22 protein-coding genes are annotated in these 20,773 nt (G+C 54.7%); 20 read left to right on the top strand and 2 right to left on the bottom strand.

Features of this window, described 5'->3' with window-relative positions:
- The first annotated feature begins 32 nt into the window (after nucleotides 1–32).
- From fabF to cysE, 20 genes are all read left to right on the top strand, one after another.
- Nucleotides 33–1,292 carry a beta-ketoacyl-ACP synthase II gene (gene fabF, locus ACRBCU_RS08325; RefSeq protein WP_431364912.1) on the top strand — a complete coding sequence of 420 codons (1,260 nt, stop codon included), beginning with the start codon at nucleotides 33–35 and terminating at the stop codon, nucleotides 1,290–1,292.
- Between the two features lies 1 nt (nucleotide 1,293).
- Nucleotides 1,294–2,448 (top strand): endolytic transglycosylase MltG, encoded by a 1,155-nt coding sequence (gene mltG, locus ACRBCU_RS08320; protein WP_431364911.1) that lies wholly within the window; start codon nucleotides 1,294–1,296, stop codon nucleotides 2,446–2,448.
- Nucleotides 2,449–2,727: 279 nt separating this feature from the next.
- Nucleotides 2,728–3,069: a hypothetical protein gene (locus tag ACRBCU_RS08315; protein ID WP_431364910.1), complete on the top strand. Its 342-nt coding sequence runs from the start codon at nucleotides 2,728–2,730 to the stop codon at nucleotides 3,067–3,069.
- On the top strand, nucleotides 2,972–4,348 hold the full coding sequence (locus ACRBCU_RS08310) for a DNA-packaging protein (RefSeq protein ID WP_431364909.1): 1,377 nt from the start codon (nucleotides 2,972–2,974) through the stop codon (nucleotides 4,346–4,348). The genes ACRBCU_RS08315 and ACRBCU_RS08310 overlap by 98 nt, the downstream gene beginning before the upstream one ends.
- A gap of 78 nt (nucleotides 4,349–4,426) precedes the next feature.
- The gene (locus tag ACRBCU_RS08305; RefSeq protein WP_431364908.1) at nucleotides 4,427–5,617 is read left to right on the top strand and encodes a phage portal protein; all 1,191 of its coding nucleotides are present in this window, start codon (nucleotides 4,427–4,429) and stop codon (nucleotides 5,615–5,617) included.
- On the top strand, nucleotides 5,559–5,831 hold the full coding sequence (locus tag ACRBCU_RS08300) for a GTA head formation protein, RCAP_rcc01685 family (RefSeq protein WP_431364907.1): 273 nt from the start codon (nucleotides 5,559–5,561) through the stop codon (nucleotides 5,829–5,831). The genes ACRBCU_RS08305 and ACRBCU_RS08300 overlap by 59 nt, the downstream gene beginning before the upstream one ends.
- A 100-nt stretch (nucleotides 5,832–5,931) precedes the next feature.
- Nucleotides 5,932–6,489 carry an HK97 family phage prohead protease gene (locus tag ACRBCU_RS08295; RefSeq protein ID WP_431364906.1) on the top strand — a complete coding sequence of 186 codons (558 nt, stop codon included), beginning with the start codon at nucleotides 5,932–5,934 and terminating at the stop codon, nucleotides 6,487–6,489.
- A 23-nt stretch (nucleotides 6,490–6,512) separates the two neighbouring features.
- Complete coding sequence (locus tag ACRBCU_RS08290) at nucleotides 6,513–7,706, top strand: phage major capsid protein (protein WP_431364905.1); 1,194 nt, start codon at nucleotides 6,513–6,515, stop codon at nucleotides 7,704–7,706.
- 165 nt (nucleotides 7,707–7,871) lie between these two features.
- Nucleotides 7,872–8,471 carry a head-tail connector protein gene (locus ACRBCU_RS08285; protein ID WP_431364904.1) on the top strand — a complete coding sequence of 200 codons (600 nt, stop codon included), beginning with the start codon at nucleotides 7,872–7,874 and terminating at the stop codon, nucleotides 8,469–8,471.
- Nucleotides 8,468–8,806 carry a head-tail adaptor protein gene (locus ACRBCU_RS08280; protein ID WP_431364903.1) on the top strand — a complete coding sequence of 113 codons (339 nt, stop codon included), beginning with the start codon at nucleotides 8,468–8,470 and terminating at the stop codon, nucleotides 8,804–8,806. Before ACRBCU_RS08285 ends, ACRBCU_RS08280 begins: the two co-directional genes overlap by 4 nt.
- A complete protein-coding gene (locus ACRBCU_RS08275; protein WP_431364902.1) occupies nucleotides 8,803–9,207 on the top strand; it encodes a DUF3168 domain-containing protein in 405 nt (134 codons plus the stop codon). Before ACRBCU_RS08280 ends, ACRBCU_RS08275 begins: the two co-directional genes overlap by 4 nt.
- Nucleotides 9,208–9,246: 39 nt before the next feature.
- The gene (locus ACRBCU_RS08270) at nucleotides 9,247–9,663 is read left to right on the top strand and encodes a phage major tail protein, TP901-1 family (protein WP_431364901.1); all 417 of its coding nucleotides are present in this window, start codon (nucleotides 9,247–9,249) and stop codon (nucleotides 9,661–9,663) included.
- A complete protein-coding gene (locus ACRBCU_RS08265; RefSeq protein ID WP_431364900.1) occupies nucleotides 9,663–9,989 on the top strand; it encodes a gene transfer agent family protein in 327 nt (108 codons plus the stop codon). The genes ACRBCU_RS08270 and ACRBCU_RS08265 overlap by 1 nt, the downstream gene beginning before the upstream one ends.
- On the top strand, nucleotides 9,986–10,198 hold the full coding sequence (locus tag ACRBCU_RS08260; RefSeq protein WP_431364899.1) for a rcc01693 family protein: 213 nt from the start codon (nucleotides 9,986–9,988) through the stop codon (nucleotides 10,196–10,198). The genes ACRBCU_RS08265 and ACRBCU_RS08260 overlap by 4 nt, the downstream gene beginning before the upstream one ends.
- The gene (locus tag ACRBCU_RS08255) at nucleotides 10,191–10,856 is read left to right on the top strand and encodes a phage tail tape measure protein (protein ID WP_431364898.1); all 666 of its coding nucleotides are present in this window, start codon (nucleotides 10,191–10,193) and stop codon (nucleotides 10,854–10,856) included. Before ACRBCU_RS08260 ends, ACRBCU_RS08255 begins: the two co-directional genes overlap by 8 nt.
- A gap of 30 nt (nucleotides 10,857–10,886) precedes the next feature.
- Nucleotides 10,887–11,519 (top strand): phage distal tail protein, Rcc01695 family, encoded by a 633-nt coding sequence (locus tag ACRBCU_RS08250; protein ID WP_431364897.1) that lies wholly within the window; start codon nucleotides 10,887–10,889, stop codon nucleotides 11,517–11,519.
- Nucleotides 11,516–12,403 carry a DUF2163 domain-containing protein gene (locus ACRBCU_RS08245; RefSeq protein WP_431364896.1) on the top strand — a complete coding sequence of 296 codons (888 nt, stop codon included), beginning with the start codon at nucleotides 11,516–11,518 and terminating at the stop codon, nucleotides 12,401–12,403. Before ACRBCU_RS08250 ends, ACRBCU_RS08245 begins: the two co-directional genes overlap by 4 nt.
- Nucleotides 12,400–12,849 (top strand): NlpC/P60 family protein, encoded by a 450-nt coding sequence (locus ACRBCU_RS08240; protein ID WP_431364895.1) that lies wholly within the window; start codon nucleotides 12,400–12,402, stop codon nucleotides 12,847–12,849. Before ACRBCU_RS08245 ends, ACRBCU_RS08240 begins: the two co-directional genes overlap by 4 nt.
- Before the next feature lie 3 nt (nucleotides 12,850–12,852).
- Nucleotides 12,853–16,878 (top strand): baseplate multidomain protein megatron, encoded by a 4,026-nt coding sequence (locus ACRBCU_RS08235; protein WP_431364894.1) that lies wholly within the window; start codon nucleotides 12,853–12,855, stop codon nucleotides 16,876–16,878.
- A gap of 381 nt (nucleotides 16,879–17,259) precedes the next feature.
- Nucleotides 17,260–18,072 (top strand): serine O-acetyltransferase, encoded by an 813-nt coding sequence (gene cysE, locus ACRBCU_RS08230; protein ID WP_431364893.1) that lies wholly within the window; start codon nucleotides 17,260–17,262, stop codon nucleotides 18,070–18,072.
- A gap of 101 nt (nucleotides 18,073–18,173) precedes the next feature.
- Here the strand turns inward: cysE and ACRBCU_RS08225 are convergent, their stop codons facing one another.
- Nucleotides 18,174–19,400: a 2-oxo acid dehydrogenase subunit E2 gene (locus ACRBCU_RS08225; RefSeq protein ID WP_431364892.1), complete on the bottom strand. Its 1,227-nt coding sequence runs from the start codon at nucleotides 19,398–19,400 to the stop codon at nucleotides 18,174–18,176.
- Nucleotides 19,401–19,413: 13 nt separating this feature from the next.
- Entirely contained in the window at nucleotides 19,414–20,772 is a 1,359-nt protein-coding gene (locus ACRBCU_RS08220) for a pyruvate dehydrogenase complex E1 component subunit beta (RefSeq protein ID WP_431364891.1), read from the bottom strand.
- Between the last annotated feature and the right edge of the window lies 1 nt (nucleotide 20,773).

Here is a 20,773-nt window from a genome sequence, read left to right as displayed (position 1 = left end):
GCAACGAACACACTATATAGAGGGCAGTCTTTATGCGCCGAGTAGTCGTCACAGGTCTTGGATTGGTTACACCGCTTGCCAGCGGTGTCGAGGAAACGTGGAGCCGCATTCTGGATGGTAAATCTGGTGCTGGCCCGATTACGCGGTTTGATGCGTCCCGCGTCACAACGAAATATGCCTGTGAAGTTCCTTTGGGTGATGGCACTGATGGAACATTCAATGCAGATGACTGGATGGCCCCGAAAGAGCGCCGCAAGGTTGATGATTTTATTCTCTATGGCATTGCTGCTGCTGCGCAGGCCGTTGAGGATGCGGGTTGGACACCTGAGGATGAAGAGAGCCGCTTGCGCACGGGCGTTATGATTGGCTCTGGCATCGGTGGTTTGAACTCGATCGCTGAAACCGCGATCCTGATCCATGAGCGTGGCCCACGCCGTGTGTCGCCTTTCTTTATTCCCGGTGCTTTGATCAACTTGATTTCGGGTCAGGTTGGCATCCGTTATGGCTTTAAAGGGCCGAACCACGCGGTTGTGACGGCCTGTTCTACCGGTGCCCATGCGATTGGCGATGCGGCGCGTCTTATCATGACGTCTGATGCTGATGTGATGATCGCAGGCGGCGCTGAGGCGTCGATTTCCGAGATTGGCATTGCGGGTTTCAACGCCTGTAAGGCTTTGAGCACGAAATGCGAAGATGATCCCACCAAGGCGAGCCGTCCTTACGACAATGACCGTGATGGTTTTGTTATGGGTGAGGGTGCGGGCGTTGTTGTTCTGGAAGAATACGAGCACGCCAAAGCACGCGGCGCAAAGATTTATGCCGAAGTGATCGGCTACGGTCTGTCTGGTGATGCCTATCACATCACAGCGCCAAGCGAGAGCGGCGAGGGCGGTGAGCGTTCTATGCGTGCGGCGCTTGGTAAGGCGGGGCTTGAGCCTAAGGACATTGATTACATTAATGCCCACGGCACTTCGACAATGGCGGATACCATCGAGCTTGGCGCTGTTGAGCGGATGATGGGCGAGCATGCGGGCAAGGTCACGATGTCTTCGACGAAATCGATGACAGGTCACTTGCTTGGCGCGGCTGGCGCGATTGAAGCGATCTTCTCGATCCTTGCGATCCGCGATCAGGTGGCGCCGCCGACGATCAACCTTGATAATCCTGCGGTTGAAACGGCTGTTGATCTGGCACCGAATGCGCCTGTGAAGCGTGAAATCAACGTGGCTTTGAGCAACTCTTTCGGATTTGGTGGCACCAACGCGAGCGTGTTGTTCGGAAAGGTCGACTAAGATGTGGCGGCACATTGCGTCGAACGCGGTGACGTTTCTCATCATCGCGCTTTTCTTGATGGGCGGGATGATCCTGTGGGGCCAAGGGCAATACCGCAATGCAGGGCCCTTGGAGCAAGCGATTTGTCTTAAGGTCGAATCCGGCTCGAATATGAGCCGTGTGAGTGATGATCTAGAAGCCCAAGGGGCTATTTCTCATCCATCCATTTTCCGGATCGGTGTGGATTATGAGGAAAAAGCTGGCGCGCTCAAAGCGGGTAGTTTTCTTGTTCCTGAAAACGCTTCAATGGAAGAGATTGTCAGCATCATCACGCGTGGCGGCGCGAGCACTTGCGGGACAGAAGTGGTTTATCGGATCGGCGTGACACGCGCGACAGTTCAGGTGCGCCAGCTTGATCCTGCGACCAACAGATTTGTTGTAAAAGCCAGCTTTAACCCTGCCGAGGACGATACGCCCGCCGAGTTCACTGCGGTTCGCAGCGAAACCGATACGCGGTATCGGATTGCTTTGGCCGAAGGCGTGACCAGTTGGCAGGTAATAGAAGAACTGAAGCGTGTAGACGTTTTGAGCGGTGATGCAGGCGAGGTGCCTGACGAGGGAATGTTGGCCCCCGACAGCTATGAGGTTCGCGAAGGCGATCCACGTGCTGGCGTCGTTGCGCGTATGCAGACTGCTCAGGAACGACGCATAGCCGAGGTTTGGGCAGAGCGACGCAGTGATGTTCCACTGAACTCTCCGGAGGAGATGTTAACGCTCGCTTCGATTATCGAAAAGGAAACCGGGATTGCAGAAGAGCGGCGTCAGGTTGCATCGGTCTTTACCAACCGTTTGAACAAGGGCATTCGTTTGCAAACGGACCCGACGGTGATCTATGGCGTTACGCGCGGCAAGGGCGTGTTGGGTCGCGGTTTGCGTCAAAGTGAGCTTCGCAAAGAAACGCCTTGGAACACTTATGTCATAGACGGATTGCCGCCGACACCTATTGCAAACCCCGGCTTGGCGAGTTTGAGAGCTGCGGTTAATCCTGACAACACTGATTTCATTTTCTTTGTTGCGGATGGAACGGGCGGCCATGCTTTTGCCGAAACACTGGCAGAGCATAACGCCAACGTTGCGAAATGGCGCAAGATCGAAGCCGAACGCGCGAACAACTAAGCGCAGAGCGGGGGCGCTGCCCCCGTCTTAGCTATGCTGAGCCTCTCTCGAGATATATTAGACCAAAGACGTTGGTTTCTCAGGTGGATTATTAGGATTTTGTTAATGATACCGTGCGGTTAGCGGGGTGTCTTTGAGCGGGCTGACTTGACACAGCGAACGGTTTCGCGTATAAGTTGTGACATGCTAGGAAAAGTGACGAAACGGCCTTGGGTATAATCCCGAGGCCGTTTTTCATTTTGCTCGTGCGGAGAAAACACGCATGAGGAGAAGAACTGCATGACACAAATTCAAACAGGTGTGTCTGTTCAGGAGTTATCCGAACTACAACAATCAGCCAAGTCGCAACTGGTGCGCGCTATTGCGGCGCTTAATCAGCTGCGAGAGCAGATTGATGCGGGAAAAGTGGGGCCGAAATCCGAAGCGAACAAGATTCTTGGGGACATTCGGGACTGGTTAAAAATCGCTCATGAAGTGGAGTTGAGACTTGAAAAATACGATCAAGACAGAGGTGGTGGCCAACATGGGAGTGCGTTGGACCTTGATGAGGCCCGATTTACGATCGGGAGCCGATTGGATCGCTTGCGCCGCGCAGGATGTCCAAGACTCGTTTCTAAATGAGTTGGAGGAGGGAGAGCTATTAGCTCTCCCTTTTTTGTTTGAGTTTTGGGCGATGGAGCACCAGTTGCCCCCAGAGGGCGACTGGCGTGCCTGGGTTGTGATGGGCGGGCGCGGCGCGGGTAAGACGCGTGCTGGCGCCGAATGGGTGCGCGCACAAGTGGAGGGGGCTGGGCCAAAGGATGCTGGTAAGTGTTCGCGTCTTGCGTTGATTGGCGAGACTGTGGATCAGACGCGCGATGTGATGATTTTTGGTGAGAGCGGAATTATGGCCTGTTCGCCGCCAGATCGACGGCCCGAATGGCAAGCCACGCGCAAGCGATTGGTTTGGCCCAATGGCGCTGTCGCGCAGGTGTTTTCGGCCCATGACCCAGAAGGCTTGCGCGGGCCGCAGTTTGACGGGGCATGGGTGGATGAATTGGCCAAGTGGAAACGCGCAGGAGAGGCGTGGGACATGTTGCAATTTGCTTTGAGGCTGGGTGAACATCCACAGGTTTGCGTGACGACAACTCCGCGCACGGTGGGTGTCTTGAAAGATTTGATTGCGGCACCAAGCACGGTTGTGACCCATGCGCCAACGGAGGCGAACCGCGCCAATCTGGCGAGCAGTTTTCTGGAAGAGGTTGAGCGGCGTTATGCGGGGACGCGGCTGGGGCGGCAGGAATTAGAGGGGGTGTTGCTTGAAGATAGTGAGGGCGCACTGTGGGGTAGCGCGTTGTTAGAGAGTTTAAGGGTAGAGTGTATCCCAGACGTTGATCGCATTGTTGTTGCGATTGACCCGCCTGCTGGATCAAAGAGCGGCGCGGATGAATGTGGGATTGTGGTTGTTGGTGTGCAGAGCAACGGCGCGCCAAGTGATTGGAAAGCAGTGGTGTTGGAAGATGCCAGTATTCAGGGCGCCACTCCCAATGGGTGGGCAAGTGCGGCGGTGGATGCGGTGGAGCGATGGAAGGCAGAGCGATTGGTGGTTGAAGTTAATCAAGGCGGCGACATGGTGAGCAGCGTTATACGTTCGGTTGATCCTTTGGCTGCGATTACAGCGGTTCATGCCTCACGCGGGAAGGTCGCCCGGGCAGAGCCTGTTGCCGCCTTGTATGAGCAGGGGCGCGTTTCGCATTTGCGCGGCCTTGGGGAGTTGGAAGATCAAATGTGCCGCATGACGGCGCGCGGTTATGACGGCAAAGGATCGCCAGATCGCGTGGATGCGTTGGTTTGGGCACTGCATGAGCTGATGATCGTGCCTGCGCAAAGCTATCGCAAGCCGCAGATACGGGCGCTGTAGAAAGACGACATTTTGGTTGGAATTGGTGCGCACCGACGCGGTGCGCAGGCAGATAAGTTGCGCAAGCAGGAGTGAAAAATGGCATTTGATTTTCTCAAACGACGCGGCGCGCAAGATGTCGCGCCAGAGGCGAAAGCGAGCGCGACAGGGCCGGTGATATCCTATCACGGCGCAGCGCGCGTGGCCTGGTCGGCGCGCGATACAGTGTCTTTGACGCGCACTGGTTTTGCTGGAAATCCCGTGGGGTTTCGCGCGGTAAAACTGATTGCAGAGGCGGCGGCGGCGGTGCCATTGGTCTTGCAAGATGCCTCTCGGCGTTTTGATACGCACCCAATTCTTGCGCTTTTGGCTGCGCCGAACAGCGCGCAAGGTGGTCCCGAGTTTTTGGAGAGCTTGTTTGGGCAATTGTTGTTGTCTGGCGATGCTTATGTAGAGGCGGTGTCGGGCGAAATAGGTGCGCCGCATGAACTGCATGTGCTGCGTTCGGATCGCATGCGTGTTGTTCCGGGAAATGATGGTTGGCCTATCGCATATGAATATGCGGTTGGTGCGCGAAAGGCGCGCTTTGAGGTTGGTGCCTCGATCACGCCAATCTGCCATATCAAATCCTTCCATCCGCAAGATGATCACTATGGTCTATCCCCTATGCAAGCTGCGGCGACTGCGCTGGATGTGCACAATAGCGCATCGCGCTGGTCAAAGGCGCTGCTTGACAATGCAGCACGTCCGTCAGGCGCTATGGTTTATAGGGGCACAGATGGTCAGGGGGCATTGAGCGAAGAGCAATACCGCCGTTTGCAAGATGAGATGGAAGCCTATCATCAAGGTGCCAAGAACGCAGGACGTCCTATGTTGCTTGAGGGCGGCTTGGATTGGAAACCGATGGGGTTTTCCCCCTCTGACATGGAGTTTCAGAAGACCAAGGAGGCGGCTGCGCGAGAGATTGCGATTGCCTTTGGAGTGCCGCCGATGCTTTTGGGAATTCCTGGGGATGCGACTTACGCCAATTACCAAGAAGCCAACCGTGCGTTCTATCGACAGGTGGTGGTGCCCCTTGCAGGTAAAGTTGCAGGAAAACTTGGGGCTTGGCTGGCTGGATACACAGGTGAGTCCGTTGAGGTGAAGCCTGATCTTGATCAGGTGGCCGCATTGGCTGTGGAGCGGGACGCGCAGTGGAGCCGTGTGGCCGGCGCGGACTTCCTGAGCGTAGATGAAAAGCGCGCGCTGCTGGGTTTGCCGCCATTATCAGACGAGGTGCGCGGTGGCTGAGCGGTATGGATTTGAAGCCTTCGATTGCGCGCCAGCTTTGCGGCTAGAGGCACATGAGCGCGTTGCCAGTTTGCAATTTGAGGCATTGGGCAACCGTTTGGATCGCATTGAAGCGTTGATGGAACGGCTGGAGCGGCGTCTTTGGCTCACCGTTTATGGCGTGGTTGCGGTGATCCTCGCGCAAGCTGTGCAGCCATTGTTGCTTGGCGGTTGATGGGATTTGGGGCGCTGCCCCGTCTGCGCGATGCGCAGACTCCCCGGGATATTTTTGGAGAGAGGAACGGGGTTTGGTTTCTCTTTGGGAAAGGATGAACATGCAGTTTGAGAGCGGTTTAGAGCGTAAGTTTTGTCGGTTTGGAGACGAATTGACAGTGAAGGATGGCGTCGAAATCGAGGGCTATGCGTCGCTGTTTGGGCAAGCAGATCAGGGCGGAGATGTTGTAGCCAAGGGGGCCTATGGCGCCTCTCTAAAGACCCTTAATGCGCAGGGGCGGCGTGTCAAAATGCTCTGGCAGCATGATCCAAGTGCGCCAATTGGGGTTTGGGATGACGTGCGCGAAGATGAGCGTGGCCTTTATGTAAAGGGGCGTTTGCTGGAGTCGGTGGCGCGTGGACGCGAAGCAGCTGCGTTGATCCAAGCGGAAGCGCTGGACGGTTTGTCGATCGGGTATCGCACCAAGAAAGCAACGCGCGGCGAAGCTGGAACGCGCTGTTTGCAAGAATTAGAGCTTTGGGAGGTGTCCCTCGTGACGTTCCCAATGCTGCCCAGCGCGCGCGTAGGTGCAAAGCATGACCGTGCCCTGCACGAAAGCCGCGAATTTCGCGCCTTGGCCGATGTGCTGCGCGATGCGGCGTTGGAAATGAAGACCTAAACTTAACCAAGAAGGACAAAGCGATGAGCGATCCTGAGATGAATTCTCGGGCCGGGGAAGATCTGTCTCCTGCCCAAGAACTGAAATCTGCACTGGCGGATTTCGTGGCCGGCTTTCAGAGCCATCGGGCTGCAACAGACCAACGATTTCAACAGCAAGAAGAGCGATTGACTATGTATGAACGTAAATCACTAAGCCGTGCAGCCCGTCCTGCTTTGTCTTCAGCAGTGCTTGAGAGCGCGCCACATGAGAAAGCATTTGGTGCCTATTTGCGCAGCGGCGATGAAGATGCGCTGCGCGGGATCGAGATGGAAGGCAAGGCGATGTCCACTGCGGTGGCGGCCGATGGCGGCTATTTGGTTGATCCGCAAACCTCTGAAGCGGTGCAAAGCGTTTTGCGCGGCGCGGCGTCATTGCGTGCGATTGCTGCGGTGGTGAATGTCGAAGCGACGTCCTATGACGTATTGGTGGATCACTCTGATGCAGGCGCTGGCTGGGCGGATGAAACCGCTGCAAGTGCAGAGACGGGTACGCCGCAGGTGGATCGCATTTCGATTGCGTTGCATGAGCTTAGTGCGCTGCCGAAGGTGTCACAGCGGTTGCTAGATGACAGTGCATTTGACATTGAAAGCTGGCTTGCTGGAAAGATTGCAGACAAATTCGCGCGCGCTGAAAGCGATGCGTTCATCAACGGCGATGGCATTGACAAGCCGACGGGTGTTTTAACCTACACGTCTACGCCTAACGGGAGCGAGACCTGGGGTGAGATTGGCTATATAGCGACCGGTGTTGATGGAGACTTCGCAGCGGCAGATCCCGGTGATGCAATTGTCGATCTGGTTTATGCGCTGCCTGCGCGCTATCGCGCCAATGGGGCATTTGTGATGAACTCCAAAACCGCTGGGCGAGTTCGCAAAATGAAGGACGGCGATGGTCGTTTCTTGTGGTCCGACGGCTTTGCTGCGGGGGAGCCTTCGCTGCTTTTGGGATACAAAGTCGTGATTTGCGAAGACATGCCCGATGTAGCGAGCGATGCGAGTGCGATTGCCTTCGGTGATTTCGGCGCCGGGTATACTGTAGCGGAACGTCCTGATCTGCGTGTTTTACGCGATCCATTCTCTGCCAAGCCGAATGTTTTGTTCTACGCGACCAAACGAGTGGGCGGCGCTGTGACGGATTTCCACGCCATTAAACTGCTGAAGTTCGCAATCAGCTAAGAGCTGAGCTGCGATCGCGAAAGGCTGGCCCTTTGGTTTGGCCTTTCGCCCTATGGACGCGTGCAGAGAGAGACCCTGTGTTGTCTAGCTGCTCCCCTCCGTCCGAGCAATGCAGCTGTGCGCGTCCACCTTTGCCCTGGGGAAGCAAGTCATTTGGAGAGAGAGATGATGTTGATTGAAGAGGCTATTGTGCCCGACGAGGTATTGCCCCTCGCTGCTTTCAAAGCGCATTTACGACTTGGCACGGGGTTTGCTGAGGATGATGTGCAAGAGCCGGTGCTTGTCAGTTTTCTGCGAGCAGCATTGGCCGCAATCGAAGCGCGTATTGGTAAGGCTCTGATTGCGCGCGAGTTTTCCTGGTCGGTGACGCATTGGCGCGACGCGGCTTGCGAAACGCTTCCGTTGGCGCCCGTTTCTCAGGTTTCAGCGGTCGAGCTGGTTGACGCAAGCAAAGCTAGCGCAGCGCTAGATCCAGCGCAGTATGGCTTGGAGCAAGACGGGCAGCGTCCCAAGCTTATTTCATTGGGGGCAGGTTTTGAAAGCATTCCACGCGGGGGCAAAGCGGTCATTCGTTTTGTGGCCGGTTATGGCGAAGCTTGGGATGATGTGCCGAACGATCTTGCGCAGGCGGTCTTTTTACTTGCAGCGCACTACTACGAATATCGTGATGAAACTGCTTTGGCGCGCGGATGTATGCCCTTCGGTGTTCAGTCTTTGCTAGAGCGTTATCGCCCAATGCGGTTGTTTACGGGAGCAACGGTATGAGCGTGCCGAACTTAAACCGCGCATTGGTGCTGGAAGAACGTAGCGAGATTGCTGATGGCGCGGGCGGGTTGCGCAGCACCTGGAGCACGCTTGGAACGCTTTGGGCAGAGGTTCGCAGTTTCTCAGGTCGAGAGAGCGGCGGGCTCGGCGTTTCGCGCTCCAAGCTTTCATTGAAGATTACGCTGCGCGCAGCGCCGCAAGGTTCGAGCATGCGCCCGAGGCCAGATCAGAGGCTTCGCGAAGGGACACGGATCTATCGGATCACCGCTGTTGCGGAAGCGCAGCCTGTTGGTCGGTATCTGACCTGTTTTGCAACAGAAGAGGTCGCAGTATGAGCGTTTTATTATCTGATGTTTTGCAGAGTGCAGTCTACGATCGTCTTGTTGCGAACGTCGAGTTGGGTGCGATCGTTAATGCACATATCTACGATGCAATGCCTGCCGGCCCTGTGCCAGATCTTTATGTGCTGATTGGCGAAGAAGTCGTCAAAGATTCGTCCGACGTCAGTGGTGCGGGCAGCCAGCATGATGTGCTGATTTCATTGATCAGCACGGCAGATAGTTTTCTGACACTGAAACAAGCGGCCAGCGCGGTTTGGACTGCATTGGACAGTTCCGACCTCGTCTTGAGCGAGGGGCGCGTGGTTGGCTTTTGGTTCAGAGCCAGCACTGCAAAGCGCAGTTCATCTGGTCAACGCAAGATTGATCTGAAGTTCCGAGCACGCCTTGAGGCGTGAGGTGGATCTGTAATTTTTCTTAGAAATGGAGTGAGCATCATGGGTGCGCAGAATGGAAAAGACCTGCTGATCAAAGTGGATACCAATGGCAGCGGCACATTTGAAACTTTGGCTGGATTGAGAGCAACGCGCGTGAGTTTTAACGCGGAAACTGTCGACGTCACTAACCTAAGTAGCGCAGGCGGTTGGCGCGAGCTGCTGGCGGGTGCCGGTGTAAAGACAGCTGCATTGTCTGGTTCGGGTGTATTTCGCGACGAAGCGACGGATGAGCGCGCGCGGCAGATCTTTTTTGATGGGGAAATTCCGAACTTTCAGGTGATCATTCCTGATTTCGGCGTTGTGCAAGGGCCATTCCAGATCAGCTCGATTGAATATGCTGGATCGCACAATGGTGAGGCGACATATGAGATGTCGATGGCCTCCGCTGGCGAGCTCGTCTTTACGGCGGATAGCTAATGGAAAACCCGTGGAGCGGTGTCGTCCAGATTGAGATTGATGGCGTAAAACGCCCGATGTCTTTGACGCTTGGGGCTCTTGCTGAGTTAGAGGTTGATTTGGGCGAGGATACACTCGTTGCTTTGGTTGAACGCTTTGAGAGCGGCGGGTTTTCGAGCAGTGACGTGCTGGGCCTAATTGTTGCGGGATTGCGCGGGGGCGGCTGGGAAGTGGAGCGCGCGGATTTGCTTGCGGCCGAAGTTAGCGGCGGCCCCATGGGAGCGGCAAAGGTGGCAGCGCGATTGTTGGCGCGCGCCTTTCTGTTACCGGAGGAGCGCCGCGCATGAAGCTCGTAAATTGGCCTCAATTGATGCGCGCCGGGCTCGTTCAACTGCGGCTGGGCCCAGGGGAGTTCTGGGCGCTTACGCCAGCCGAACTGATGGTGATGCTCGGACATGGCGCAGGAAATGCGCCAATGGGACGAGCCCGTCTAAGCGATTTGCTGCGTGCATATCCAGATGGGCCAATCGAAGAAAGGAAAGTTCAAGATGAGTGAATTTGACAGCTCTGACCCGATGGAAGCGCAGCTTGATGCATTGGAAGACAGTTTTGCCAATGCTGCTGGAATGGCGTCGACGTTTGATGCGGAAATGAAGCGTATTCAAGGCACGTTCGAGACCGCTGGCAAGGGCGTACAAGGCCTTGATGCTTCTTTAAGCCGCTCGCTTCGCGGCGCATTCGAAAGCGTTGTCTTTGACGGTCAAAAGCTAAGCGATGCGTTAAAAGATGTTGGGCAATCCATGGCCAATACTGCGCTTAATGCCGCTGTTAAACCCGTTACGAACCATGTTTCGGGAATGATTACGGGTGGCATGGATGCTTTGTTCAAGGGGCTCTTACCCTTTGCGGATGGCGGCAGCTTTGCGCAGGGGCGCGTAACCGCATTTGCAAATGGCGGCGTTGTAGATGGGCCGACCACCTTTCCGATGCGTGGCGGCATAGGCCTAATGGGCGAAGCTGGTCCTGAGGCAATCATGCCGCTGACACGAGGCGCGGATGGGCGCCTTGGGGTTCGCGCACAAGGGCAGGGCGGTAGCGCGTCGCAAATCGTTGTGAATATCTCAACACCCGATGTTGAAGGTTTTAAGCGCTCGCAAAGTCAGATCGCCGCTCAAATGAGCCGCGCGCTAGGCCGTTCGCAGCGCTCGCGTTGATCAAAATTTCCTAAGTTGGAGGGGTAGCAGATGCAATTTCATGAAGTCAGGTTTCCGGCGGCGCTTAGCTTTGGATCAACAGGTGGGCCCGAGCGGCGCACCGATATTGTAACGCTGAGTAACGGGTTTGAAGAACGCAACACACCTTGGGCGCATTCGCGTCGTCGCTATGATGCAGGTGTTGGGCTGCGCGCGATGGATGATGTGGATGACGTACTCAATTTCTTCGAGGCGCGGCGCGGTCAAATGTATGCGTTCCGCTGGAAAGATTGGTCTGATTTCAAGTCATGTAAGCCCTCACAGTCGGTTGCGCTTGGCGATCAAACGATTGGTTTTGGCGACGGCCAAACGCGAGAATTTCAACTGAGCAAAACCTATTTATCGGGTGAAGCCAGCTATACGCGCATCATCTCAAAACCGGTGAGCGGAACTGTATTCGTGAGCCTTGCGGGGGATGAGCAAAACGAGGGCGTTCATTTTGAGGTGGATCTTGAGCGCGGGCTTATCGCGTTTGAACGGGCGCCAGATGAGGGGCGCGAAGTGACCGCGGGCTTTGAATTTGATGTGCCAGTTCGGTTTGACACAGATCGCATTCATACCTCGGCTGCCAGTTTTCAAGCTGGTGAAGTGCCAAGCATCCCAGTTGTTGAGGTGCGGTTATGAGTGCGTTCCCCGAAACGCTTCAAGCGCATCTTGATACAGGCGTAACAACGCTTTGCCGAGCGTGGAAAATCGAGCGCAGTGACGGGATCGTTTACGGCTTTACAGATCACGATTTGGCACTCGATTTCGAGGGCATGACGTTCAAGCCAGACACTGGTTTATCCGCGCTCGCCTTGCAGCAAAGCACCGGACTCTCGGTTGACAACACCGAAGCCATTGGCGCCATTAGCGATGCCGCGATTACCGACAGTGATATTGATGCCGGGCGCTTTGACGGGGCCGAGGTGACATCCTGGTTGCTCAATTGGGCTGATACGCGTCAGAGAATTGTTCAATTTCGCGGAAACATCGGAGAAATTCGCCGCACTGGCGGTGCATTTCAAGCTGAGCTACGTGGTTTGACGGATATGCTGAACCGTCCAGTAGGGCGGGTTTATCAAAGGCCGTGCGTTGCGGTTCTTGGCGACAGTGCCTGCGGCGTTGCGGTCCAAAGCGCGATCTATCGAGCCGAACGTAGCGTGGTGCAGGTCGAAAATGCGCGCGTCTTTCGATTTAGCGATTTAAGCGGATTCGATAGCGCGTGGTTCGAGCGCGGTGTGCTGACCGTCTTAAGCGGCGGCGCAGCGAACCTAACCGCTGCGATAAAGGTTGATCGCACGCGCAATGGCCTGCGTGAGATTACGCTTTGGGAGCCTTTGCGCGCAAACATTGTGGCAGGCGATATCGTGGCTTTGACCGCTGGGTGCGACAAACGGTTTGAAACCTGTCGTCTCAAGTTTTCGAACGCTCTGAATTATCGCGGATTTCCTGACATTCCAGAGGAAGAATGGATGATGGTGCACCCCTCCAAAGCACCAGCGCTTGATGGGGGGAGTAGACGATGAGCCTTGCTCTTATGCCGCCCGAGCGTGTTGTTGCCATTGCACGTTCTTGGATTGGAACGCCCTATCGTCATCAAGCGTCGCTTCAACATGCCGGAACCGATTGTTTGGGGTTGCTGCGTGGGATTTGGCGTACTCTTTACGGCAGCGAACCTGAGGTAGTGCCGCCATATTCTCAAGACTGGGCTGAGCCTCAAGGCGATGAAGTTCTGCTACGTGCCGCGCTTAGGTATTTAGAACCGCAAGAGCGGGCTTTGAGCGCTGGCGATGTTCTGCTGTTTCGTATGCGCGCGGGATCAATTGCTAAACATTTGGGGGTTTGCTCGCGCGCTGGCGAAGAGAGCATGTTCATCCACGCCTATAGCGGACATGCCGTTACAGAAAGCCCGCTTAGCCCACCTTGGCAGCGAAAAATTGCTGCACGTTTCTGTTTTCCTTTAGGAGTATAAGACATGGCTACGATCCTTTTGTCCGCGGCGGGTGCTTCTTTGGGGGCTTCTGTCGGAGGTTCTGTTCTTGGGCTATCAATGTCGGCGATCGGGCGCTTTGCAGGCGCTATGGTTGGCGCGTCAATAGATCGCCGCTCTGTCCGCACAGATCAGCATATAATCGGCGGTGGATCGGAAACCGTGCAAACAGGCCAAATGAACCGGTTTCGTTTAACCGGCGCGGGGGAAGGGCGCCCGATCGGACAAATCTTTGGCCGCATGCGCGTGGCGGGGCAGGTCATCTGGTCTAGCGAGTTTGAAGAGCGCGTTTACACTTCGACTGCGACGCAGGTTAGCACTCAAACACAAAGCGCGCAGAGCAGCGGCGGCAAAGGGGCGCGGCGCGAGGTTGCGGGATCGACAACGATCACCAACTCAGACACGACAATTACGCAGAACTACGCCTATACGATCAGTATCGCGGTTGCGCTGTGCGAGGGCGAGATTACCTCGGTTGGTCGTGTTTGGGCGGATGGCACCGAAGTCAGTGCGGTCGATTTGAATATGCGTGTTTATAGGGGATCGCGCACCCAAGCTGCCGATCCCAAGATTGAAGCGGTTGAAGGGGCAGGCATGGCACCTGCGTATCGTGGCACGGCTTATGTCGTGTTCGAAAACCTGCAACTTGCAGACTTTGGCAATCGCGTGCCGCAGTTCTCGTTTGAAGTCATTCGCGGCGCTACAGATGAAACGCCTGACATCGCAAAAGATCTAACGCAGTCGATTCAAGCCGTTGCATTGATGCCCGGTTCTGGTGAATTTGCCTTGGCCACGACGCCTGTTCATTACGATCACGGGTTAGGTGTAAAGCAGAGCGTTAACGTAAATTCACCAAGCTATCGAAGCGATATTGCGACGTCCTTAAAGGCCCTTAAGGAAGAGCTGCCAAATTGCGTCGCCGCGTCATTGATTGTCAGCTGGTTTGGCAACGATTTGCGATGTGGTGAATGTCAGATCAAACCAAAAGTGGAACAGCAAGCATTTGAAGGCGACAAGCTGCAATGGTCCGTCGCCGGGGTGGATCGTGCTTCTGCTGATGTGATCGCCCAGCAATCAGGCAGGCCGGTCTATGGCGGCACGCCGTCAGATAATTCGGTCTTGGAAGCGATTGCTGAGCTGAAAGACGCCGGTCAAAAGGTCATGTTTTATCCCTTTATTCTCATGGACCAGCTGAGCGGAAACGGTCTTCCTGATCCCTGGAGCGCGTCGAGCAGTCAACCGAAATTGCCTTGGCGCGGACGCATTACTTGCTCGGTTGCCCCATTGCGCGATGGATCAACAGATGAAAGCGCGGCTGCCGCTGCCGAGGTGGCTGACTTCTTTGGTTCGGCTTCAGCTTCGGATTTTTCGCTTTCCTCAGATTCTGTTTCCTATGATGGGCCAAACGAGTGGAGCTTTCGACGGTTCATTTTGCACAACGCTTCGCTTTGCGCCTTGGCTGGCGGCGTGGATTCTTTTTGTATCGGGTCCGAAATGCGCGGACTGACGCAAATCCGCGGCGCAGCACATAGCTTTCCGGCTGTGAGCCAGCTTATTGCGTTGGCGGCAGAAGTTCGTTTGCTTTTGGGGCCTTCGTGCAAAATAGGATATGCCGCTGATTGGTCAGAATACTTTGGGTATTCGCCCCAAGACGGAAAAGGTCATCACTATTTCCATCTCGATCCGTTGTGGGCCGATGACAACATCGATTTCATCGGAATTGACAACTACATGCCGCTTTCCGACTGGCGCGATGGGGAAGAGCACCGCGATGTAGAGGCGGGATCGATCTATTCGCTCGACTATCTCAAAGCCAACATCGAAGGCGGCGAGGGGTATGATTGGTATTACCATTCTGATGAGGCACGCGCGGCGCAAATTCGCACGGACATTGAAGACGGCGCTTACGACGAGCCGTGGATCTTCCGCTACAAAGATATTCGCAACTGGTGGAGCAAGCCACACCACAATCGTATCGGAGGGCAACGTCAAAGCGAAGCAACGCCTTGGGATCCGAAATCCAAGCCAATTTGGTTTACCGAATTTGGCTGCGCCGCGATTGATAAAGGGAGCAATCAACCAAACAAGTTTCTTGACCCCAAATCCTCTGAATCAAGTCAGCCACGCTATTCGAATGGTCAGCGCGACGAGCTGATGCAAATGCAATATCTGCAGGCGATGACTGAATACTGGAGCGAGGGGGCGAATAACCCGGTCTCCGAGAGTTATGGTGGCCGTATGCTTGATATGAGCCGCGCCTTCGCTTGGGCGTGGGACACGCGCCCGTTTCCTCAGTTTCCTAATCGCGTTGATATTTGGTCTGATGGGGAAAACTATTGGCGTGGACATTGGTTGAACGGACGGACGACGTCACGATCTCTTGCATCGGTTGTTGCAGAAATTTGTATGCTTGCAGGGGAAACCAGGTTTGATGTGAGCCAGCTTTATGGCGTCGTCCGCGGCTATCAAATTGCCGATGTGTTGGAAGCGCGCAGTGCACTGCAGCCTTTGATGCTGCGTTTTGGGTTTGATGCGATTGAACGCGAAGGTGTTTTGCATTTTGCAATGCGCGATGGTCAAAGCGATATTGAGATTGAAGCTGAACATCTTGCCGAGCATAGCGAAATTGAGGGCGCACTGGAGGTTATCCGCGGATCGGACGCGGATCTCGCTGGACGTTTGCGTGCGAGCTTTGTCGAAGCGGACGCTGACTTTGATGTCATTGTAGAAGAAACCGTTTTACCGCAAGACGGTAGCCACGCAGTGTCTTCGTCCGACCTTCCGATGGCGTTGACGCGCGCAGAGGCGCGTCAAACGTTGGAACGTTGGCTAAGCGAAGCAAGGGTGTCGCGCGAGGCAATAAAATTTGCGCTGCCTCCATCAAAACTGTTTGTGAAAGCTGGCGACATTGTTCGAATAAAAGGGACTGCGCAAAGCGATACGCAGTTTCGCGTTGATCGAATAGAGCAGGGCGCAAGCCAATTGTTGGAAGCCGTGCGGATCGAGCCAAACGTCTATCGCCCTGCGCCTTATGACGGCGAAACCGGCACGTCCCGGCCCTTCATTCCAGCGACGCCTGTGCTACCGTACTTTCTTGATCTGCCTTTGATGACAGGCAATGAGGTTCCTTATGCACCTCATATCGCGGTGACAGCGACGCCTTGGCCAACGGCCGTATCGCTCTATGATGCACCGATAGATGCAGATTATGGGTTTAATACCTATGTTATGGGTCGATCGATTATCGGGGAGACAGAAACGCCGCTGTTTGCCAGTGGTGCAGGGCTGATTGATCGCGGGGCGCCGTTACGCGTGCGTTTGGCAAGTGATCAACTCGAGAGCATTGCGCGTGAAACCTTGTTAAGCGGAGGCAATCTCGCCGCGATTGGCGATGGATCTTCGCAAAACTGGGAAGTGTTTCAATTCCAGAACGCGGACTTGGTCGCGCCAGATACCTATGAGCTAAGTGTCAGACTGCGAGGGCAGTTTGGAACTGACGGATTGATGCCGTATGCCTGGCCCATTGGATCAACATTTGTGTTGCTCAACGGCGTTGCTAATCAAGTCAGGCTTCGCAGTTCTGATCGAGGTGTCGAGCGTCACTATAGGGTTGGACCAGCGCTTCGCGGATATGATGATCCATCTTATGAAGTTCGCGTTGAAAGTTTTGAAGGCGCGGGGCTGCGGCCCTATCCACCTGCGCATTTGCGCGCTGATTTGGAAAACGCAGATGTTACCTTCAGCTGGCTACGCAGAACACGTATCGAGGGCGATGAATGGGGCTGGGGCGATGTTCCGCTAGGTGAAGAGCAGGAACAATACTTGGTTCGGGTCGTAGTTGGGGGTCAAATCGTTCGCGAGGAAATGACCGCTTCTGCGCACTACACGTATCCTTTGAGCGCGCGTGTCGAGGATGGCGCTATGGGCGTTTATGAGTTTCGCGTAGCGCAGATTTCTGATCGCTTTGGACCTGGGCTCTTTGCGCGGCTCACCCAAGGGACGTCACTTTGATGCAAGTTAGCTTGTTTGATTGCATCCTTGCGATGCGCTATCTGTTGCGATTTTCGCCGGGCCAGCGACGCGAAAAATGTGCGTCGCTCCTCAGGCGCGCGAACTTTGCACAAACTTATGTCGACATAACCGGCAGGGTTCATCCCCTCTATGGGGATGGATCACTGAGCGCCTTGTCTTTGCGCATTGGAATAGCGGCGATGCCAACACAGCTGTCCCGAGACACGATCGAAACGCTTGCACTGGTTTTGCACGGTGTTGAGGGTCATTTAAACAAAACAGAAAATCAATCACGCGCGTAGATGTGATCTATCAGTGCTTTGCATTTGTCCTAAAATGCTTATCTGGGTAAGGTGAGGGACCAGCATGAAGGAAAATGCAATGGAACAAGCAACGAAGCCACTACATCGGGTTGATCCTGTTTGGGATCGTATCACCCGCGAAGCACAGCAGGCAGTTCAAGATGAACCGCTTATGGGTGGCTTGTTGCATGCATGCATTTTGCATCACAGCAATCTCGAAAAGGCATTGTCGTATCGCTTTTCGGCCAAATTGCATTCGAATGAGATGAGTCAAATTATCCTGCGCGATATTGCAGATGAAGCCTATGCGGAAGACCCCTCCATTGTAGAGAGCGCGCGGGCGGATTTGATGGCCATCTTAGAGCGTGATCCTGCTTGCCATCGCTTACTGCAGCCTATTGTTTTCTTTAAAGGATTTCAGGCAATCCAAGCTTATCGCGTTGCGCATTGGCTATGGTCTAAGGGACAGTTTGATCTTTCGTTCTTTGTTCAAATGCGGGTGTCAGAAATTTTCGGCGTTGATATTCACCCTGCGGCAAAGATCGGCAAAGGCATCATGATTGATCATGCCCATTCCATCGTAATTGGTGAAACCGCCGTCGTGGGTGACAACGTGTCGATGCTGCATTCTGTAACCCTTGGCGGTACGGGCAAAGAAGAAGAAGAGCGCCACCCGAAAATCGGGGATGGAGTGCTGATCGGGGCAGGTGCCAAGGTTCTTGGCAACATCAAAGTTGGGCATTGCAGCCGCATCGCTGCCGGTTCAGTTGTTTTGGCGGAAGTGCCACCTTGCAAAACTGTTGCGGGTGTTCCAGCCAAAATCGTGGGAGAGGCGGGATGCGATCAACCCTCGGTCTCAATGGACCAACTGATCAACTCAGCGCCTAAGTAACTTTTGTTGAAAGGCCTGCGGCAAAAGCCGCAGATTTGATTGAGCCTGCCCCAATGGGGCAGGCGGTGCCTTCGGCGAGAGTTTAATTTGGAAAATGAAGCTTAGGCCAGCATTGCCGCAGGGTTTTCTAGATTGTCTTTTATTTCAGCCAAAAGCTGTGCACCCAACGCCCCATCAATGACCCGGTGATCAACCGAAAGCGTAAGCGACATTATCGTTGCAACACCAAGGTTGCCATCGTCTTGAACGATAGGCTTTTTGACGCCTGCGCCGACCGCCAATATCGCGCCATGGGGCGGGTTGATTACTGCATCAAAATTTTCGATGCCCATCATTCCCAAATTCGAGATTGCGAAACTGCCGCCTTGATATTCATGCGGGGCGAGTTTTCTTTCTTTTGCACGCGATGCGAGGTCTTTCATTTCAGTCGATAGCGCGGACATCGACTTCGAGTCCGCATCTAGCAAAACTGGTGTGAACAATCCTCCGTCTACCGCGACGGCGACCGCCACATCGGACGCCGACATTTGCAAAACTCTATCGCCAGCCCAAACTGCATTCGCAGCAGGCACATCTTGCAAAGCAAGAGCGCAGGCTTTGATGATGAAATCATTGACCGAGAGCTTAATGTCTCGTTTAGCCAGCTTTTTTTTGATCTGAGCACGAAACGCGAGGAGTTCGTCAAGCAACACATCGCGGCGTAAATAGAAATGCGGGATGGTTTGCTTGGCCTCTGTCAAACGCGCGGCGATGGTTTTTCGCATCCCATCAAGCGGGATCTCTTCAAAGACACGTCCCTCGTAGAGCGCCGCAACAGCGTCAGAACTTGCTAAAGGGCTTGGTGGCGGGGCAAGTGGCGCAGGTGCTTTGATTGCAGATGTTTGCTTGGGCTCACCAAGCACATCCGCTTTGACGATACGCCCTTTTGGTCCACTCCCTTTGAGCGATCCAAGATCGAGGCCGCGATCCGCAGCAATGCGCCGCGCGAGCGGTGAGGCAAAAACGCGATTAGGCGACAGAGAGGGCGCTATTACAGAAGTTTCGGCGATTGGTGTTTTTGCGACCTCTGTTTCTTCTTGCGCGGCACCGTCTTCGAGCAAAAGCGCGATTGGCGCGTTCACTTTTACACCCGCAGTGCCCGCTTCAACTAAAAGCTTGCTAATGACACCGTCATCAACAGCTTCAAATTCCATCGTTGCTTTGTCTGTTTCGATTTCAGCCAGCAGGTCACCCGAAGCAACGCTATCGCCCTCTTTGACCAGCCATTTAGCGAGCGTGCCTTCTTCCATCGTGGGTGACAGGGCGGGCATGAGAATTTCAAGAGCCATCTAACTGTCTTCCTTAACGGTATGTTACTTTGCGCACAGCGTCGATCACCTCTTCAGTGGTCGTGAGCGCAAGTTTTTCAAGGTTCGCCGCATAGGGCATGGGCACGTCTTTGCCAGTGCAATTGATCACTGGCGCATCAAGGTAGTCAAATGCCTCCTGCATCAAAACCGAAGAAATATGACTGCCAATAGAACCGACCGGCCAACCTTCTTCGACGGTTACGCAGCGATTGGTTTTCTTGACGCTTTCGATGACCGTCTCGGTATCGAGGGGGCGAAGGGATCGCAGGTCAATGACCTCAACCTCAACTCCGGCTTCTGACAGTTTATCAGCAGCTTCCAAGGCGTAGCTCATCCCGATACCAAAGCTAACGATTGTCACATCAGCACCCGAGCGCGCAATCTTTGCTTTGCCAATCGGGATGGTCAAATCCTCAATCTCAGGAACGTCGAAAGAGCGACCGTACAAAATTTCATTCTCCAAAAAGATCACTGGATTTGGATCGCGAATGGCCGATTTCAAAAGTCCTTTTGCATCTGCGGCGGTATAAGGCATCACAACTTTGAGACCCGGAATATGCGCATACCATGCGGCGTAGTCTTGGGAGTGCTGTGCACCAACGCGCGCCGCTGCGCCGTTCGCGCCGCGAAACACCATCGGAGCGCCCATTTGACCACCTGACATATATAGCGTCTTTGCGGCAGAATTGATAATTTGATCAATGGCTTGCATGGCGAAGTTAAACGTCATGAACTCAACAATCGGCTTCAACCCGCCAAACGCCGCGCCAACCGCAATACCGGTAAATCCATGTTCTGTGATTGGCGTATCCATGACCCGCTTGGCACCGAATTCGTCCAGCAACCCTTGGGAAATCTTGTAGGCGCCTTGGTATTCACCAACTTCTTCGCCCATCAAAAACACGTTCTCATCGCGCAGCATTTCTTCGCGCATCGCATCGCGCAAAGCTTCGCGAACGGTTTGCTGCTTCATCGGAGTGCCGTCTGGCCAATCAGGCTTTAGATCTTGCGGCGCAGCAACTGGCGGGGGCGCAACCGCGGCGGCGGGGGCAACGTGCGCAGGTGCGATTGGGGCAGGCGGCGCGACACGTGCATCCGATGCGCTTTCACCGTCTTCCAGCAGCAACGCAATCGCCGTGTTCACAGCCACCCCAGCGCTTCCTTCGGGCACGAGGATCGAGCCAATGACACCATCATCAACCGCTTCGAACTCCATCGTTGCCTTGTCGGTCTCGATCTCCGCGATGATGTCGCCAGAAGCGACTGTGTCGCCCTCCGCAACCAACCATTTGGCGAGCGTGCCTTCTTCCATCGTAGGTGAAAGGGCGGGCATAAGGATTTGAATTGCCAAA

It is taken from the genome of Planktotalea sp. (assembly GCF_050633725.1).
Taxonomy (GTDB): Bacteria; Pseudomonadota; Alphaproteobacteria; order Rhodobacterales; family Rhodobacteraceae; genus Planktotalea.
Note: the sequence above shows the minus strand (reverse complement) of the source record. Positions and strands in the feature narration are given on the sequence as shown.

Excerpts from the sequence above, each read along its gene's own strand:
- fabF (WP_431364912.1), top strand. The coding sequence starts at position 33 with ATGCGCCGAGTAGTCGTCACAGGTCTTGGATTGGTTACACCGCTTGCC.
- mltG (WP_431364911.1), top strand. The coding sequence starts at position 1,294 with ATGTGGCGGCACATTGCGTCGAACGCGGTGACGTTTCTCATCATCGCG.
- ACRBCU_RS08315 (WP_431364910.1), top strand. The coding sequence starts at position 2,728 with ATGACACAAATTCAAACAGGTGTGTCTGTTCAGGAGTTATCCGAACTA.
- ACRBCU_RS08310 (WP_431364909.1), top strand. The coding sequence starts at position 2,972 with ATGGGAGTGCGTTGGACCTTGATGAGGCCCGATTTACGATCGGGAGCC.
- ACRBCU_RS08305 (WP_431364908.1), top strand. The coding sequence starts at position 4,427 with ATGGCATTTGATTTTCTCAAACGACGCGGCGCGCAAGATGTCGCGCCA.
- ACRBCU_RS08300 (WP_431364907.1), top strand. The coding sequence starts at position 5,559 with ATGAAAAGCGCGCGCTGCTGGGTTTGCCGCCATTATCAGACGAGGTGC.
- ACRBCU_RS08295 (WP_431364906.1), top strand. The coding sequence starts at position 5,932 with ATGCAGTTTGAGAGCGGTTTAGAGCGTAAGTTTTGTCGGTTTGGAGAC.
- ACRBCU_RS08290 (WP_431364905.1), top strand. The coding sequence starts at position 6,513 with ATGAGCGATCCTGAGATGAATTCTCGGGCCGGGGAAGATCTGTCTCCT.
- ACRBCU_RS08285 (WP_431364904.1), top strand. The coding sequence starts at position 7,872 with ATGATGTTGATTGAAGAGGCTATTGTGCCCGACGAGGTATTGCCCCTC.
- ACRBCU_RS08280 (WP_431364903.1), top strand. The coding sequence starts at position 8,468 with ATGAGCGTGCCGAACTTAAACCGCGCATTGGTGCTGGAAGAACGTAGC.
- ACRBCU_RS08275 (WP_431364902.1), top strand. The coding sequence starts at position 8,803 with ATGAGCGTTTTATTATCTGATGTTTTGCAGAGTGCAGTCTACGATCGT.
- ACRBCU_RS08270 (WP_431364901.1), top strand. The coding sequence starts at position 9,247 with ATGGGTGCGCAGAATGGAAAAGACCTGCTGATCAAAGTGGATACCAAT.
- ACRBCU_RS08265 (WP_431364900.1), top strand. The coding sequence starts at position 9,663 with ATGGAAAACCCGTGGAGCGGTGTCGTCCAGATTGAGATTGATGGCGTA.
- ACRBCU_RS08260 (WP_431364899.1), top strand. The coding sequence starts at position 9,986 with ATGAAGCTCGTAAATTGGCCTCAATTGATGCGCGCCGGGCTCGTTCAA.
- ACRBCU_RS08255 (WP_431364898.1), top strand. The coding sequence starts at position 10,191 with ATGAGTGAATTTGACAGCTCTGACCCGATGGAAGCGCAGCTTGATGCA.
- ACRBCU_RS08250 (WP_431364897.1), top strand. The coding sequence starts at position 10,887 with ATGCAATTTCATGAAGTCAGGTTTCCGGCGGCGCTTAGCTTTGGATCA.
- ACRBCU_RS08245 (WP_431364896.1), top strand. The coding sequence starts at position 11,516 with ATGAGTGCGTTCCCCGAAACGCTTCAAGCGCATCTTGATACAGGCGTA.
- ACRBCU_RS08240 (WP_431364895.1), top strand. The coding sequence starts at position 12,400 with ATGAGCCTTGCTCTTATGCCGCCCGAGCGTGTTGTTGCCATTGCACGT.
- ACRBCU_RS08235 (WP_431364894.1), top strand. The coding sequence starts at position 12,853 with ATGGCTACGATCCTTTTGTCCGCGGCGGGTGCTTCTTTGGGGGCTTCT.
- cysE (WP_431364893.1), top strand. The coding sequence starts at position 17,260 with ATGGAACAAGCAACGAAGCCACTACATCGGGTTGATCCTGTTTGGGAT.
- ACRBCU_RS08225 (WP_431364892.1), bottom strand. The coding sequence starts at position 19,400 with ATGGCTCTTGAAATTCTCATGCCCGCCCTGTCACCCACGATGGAAGAA.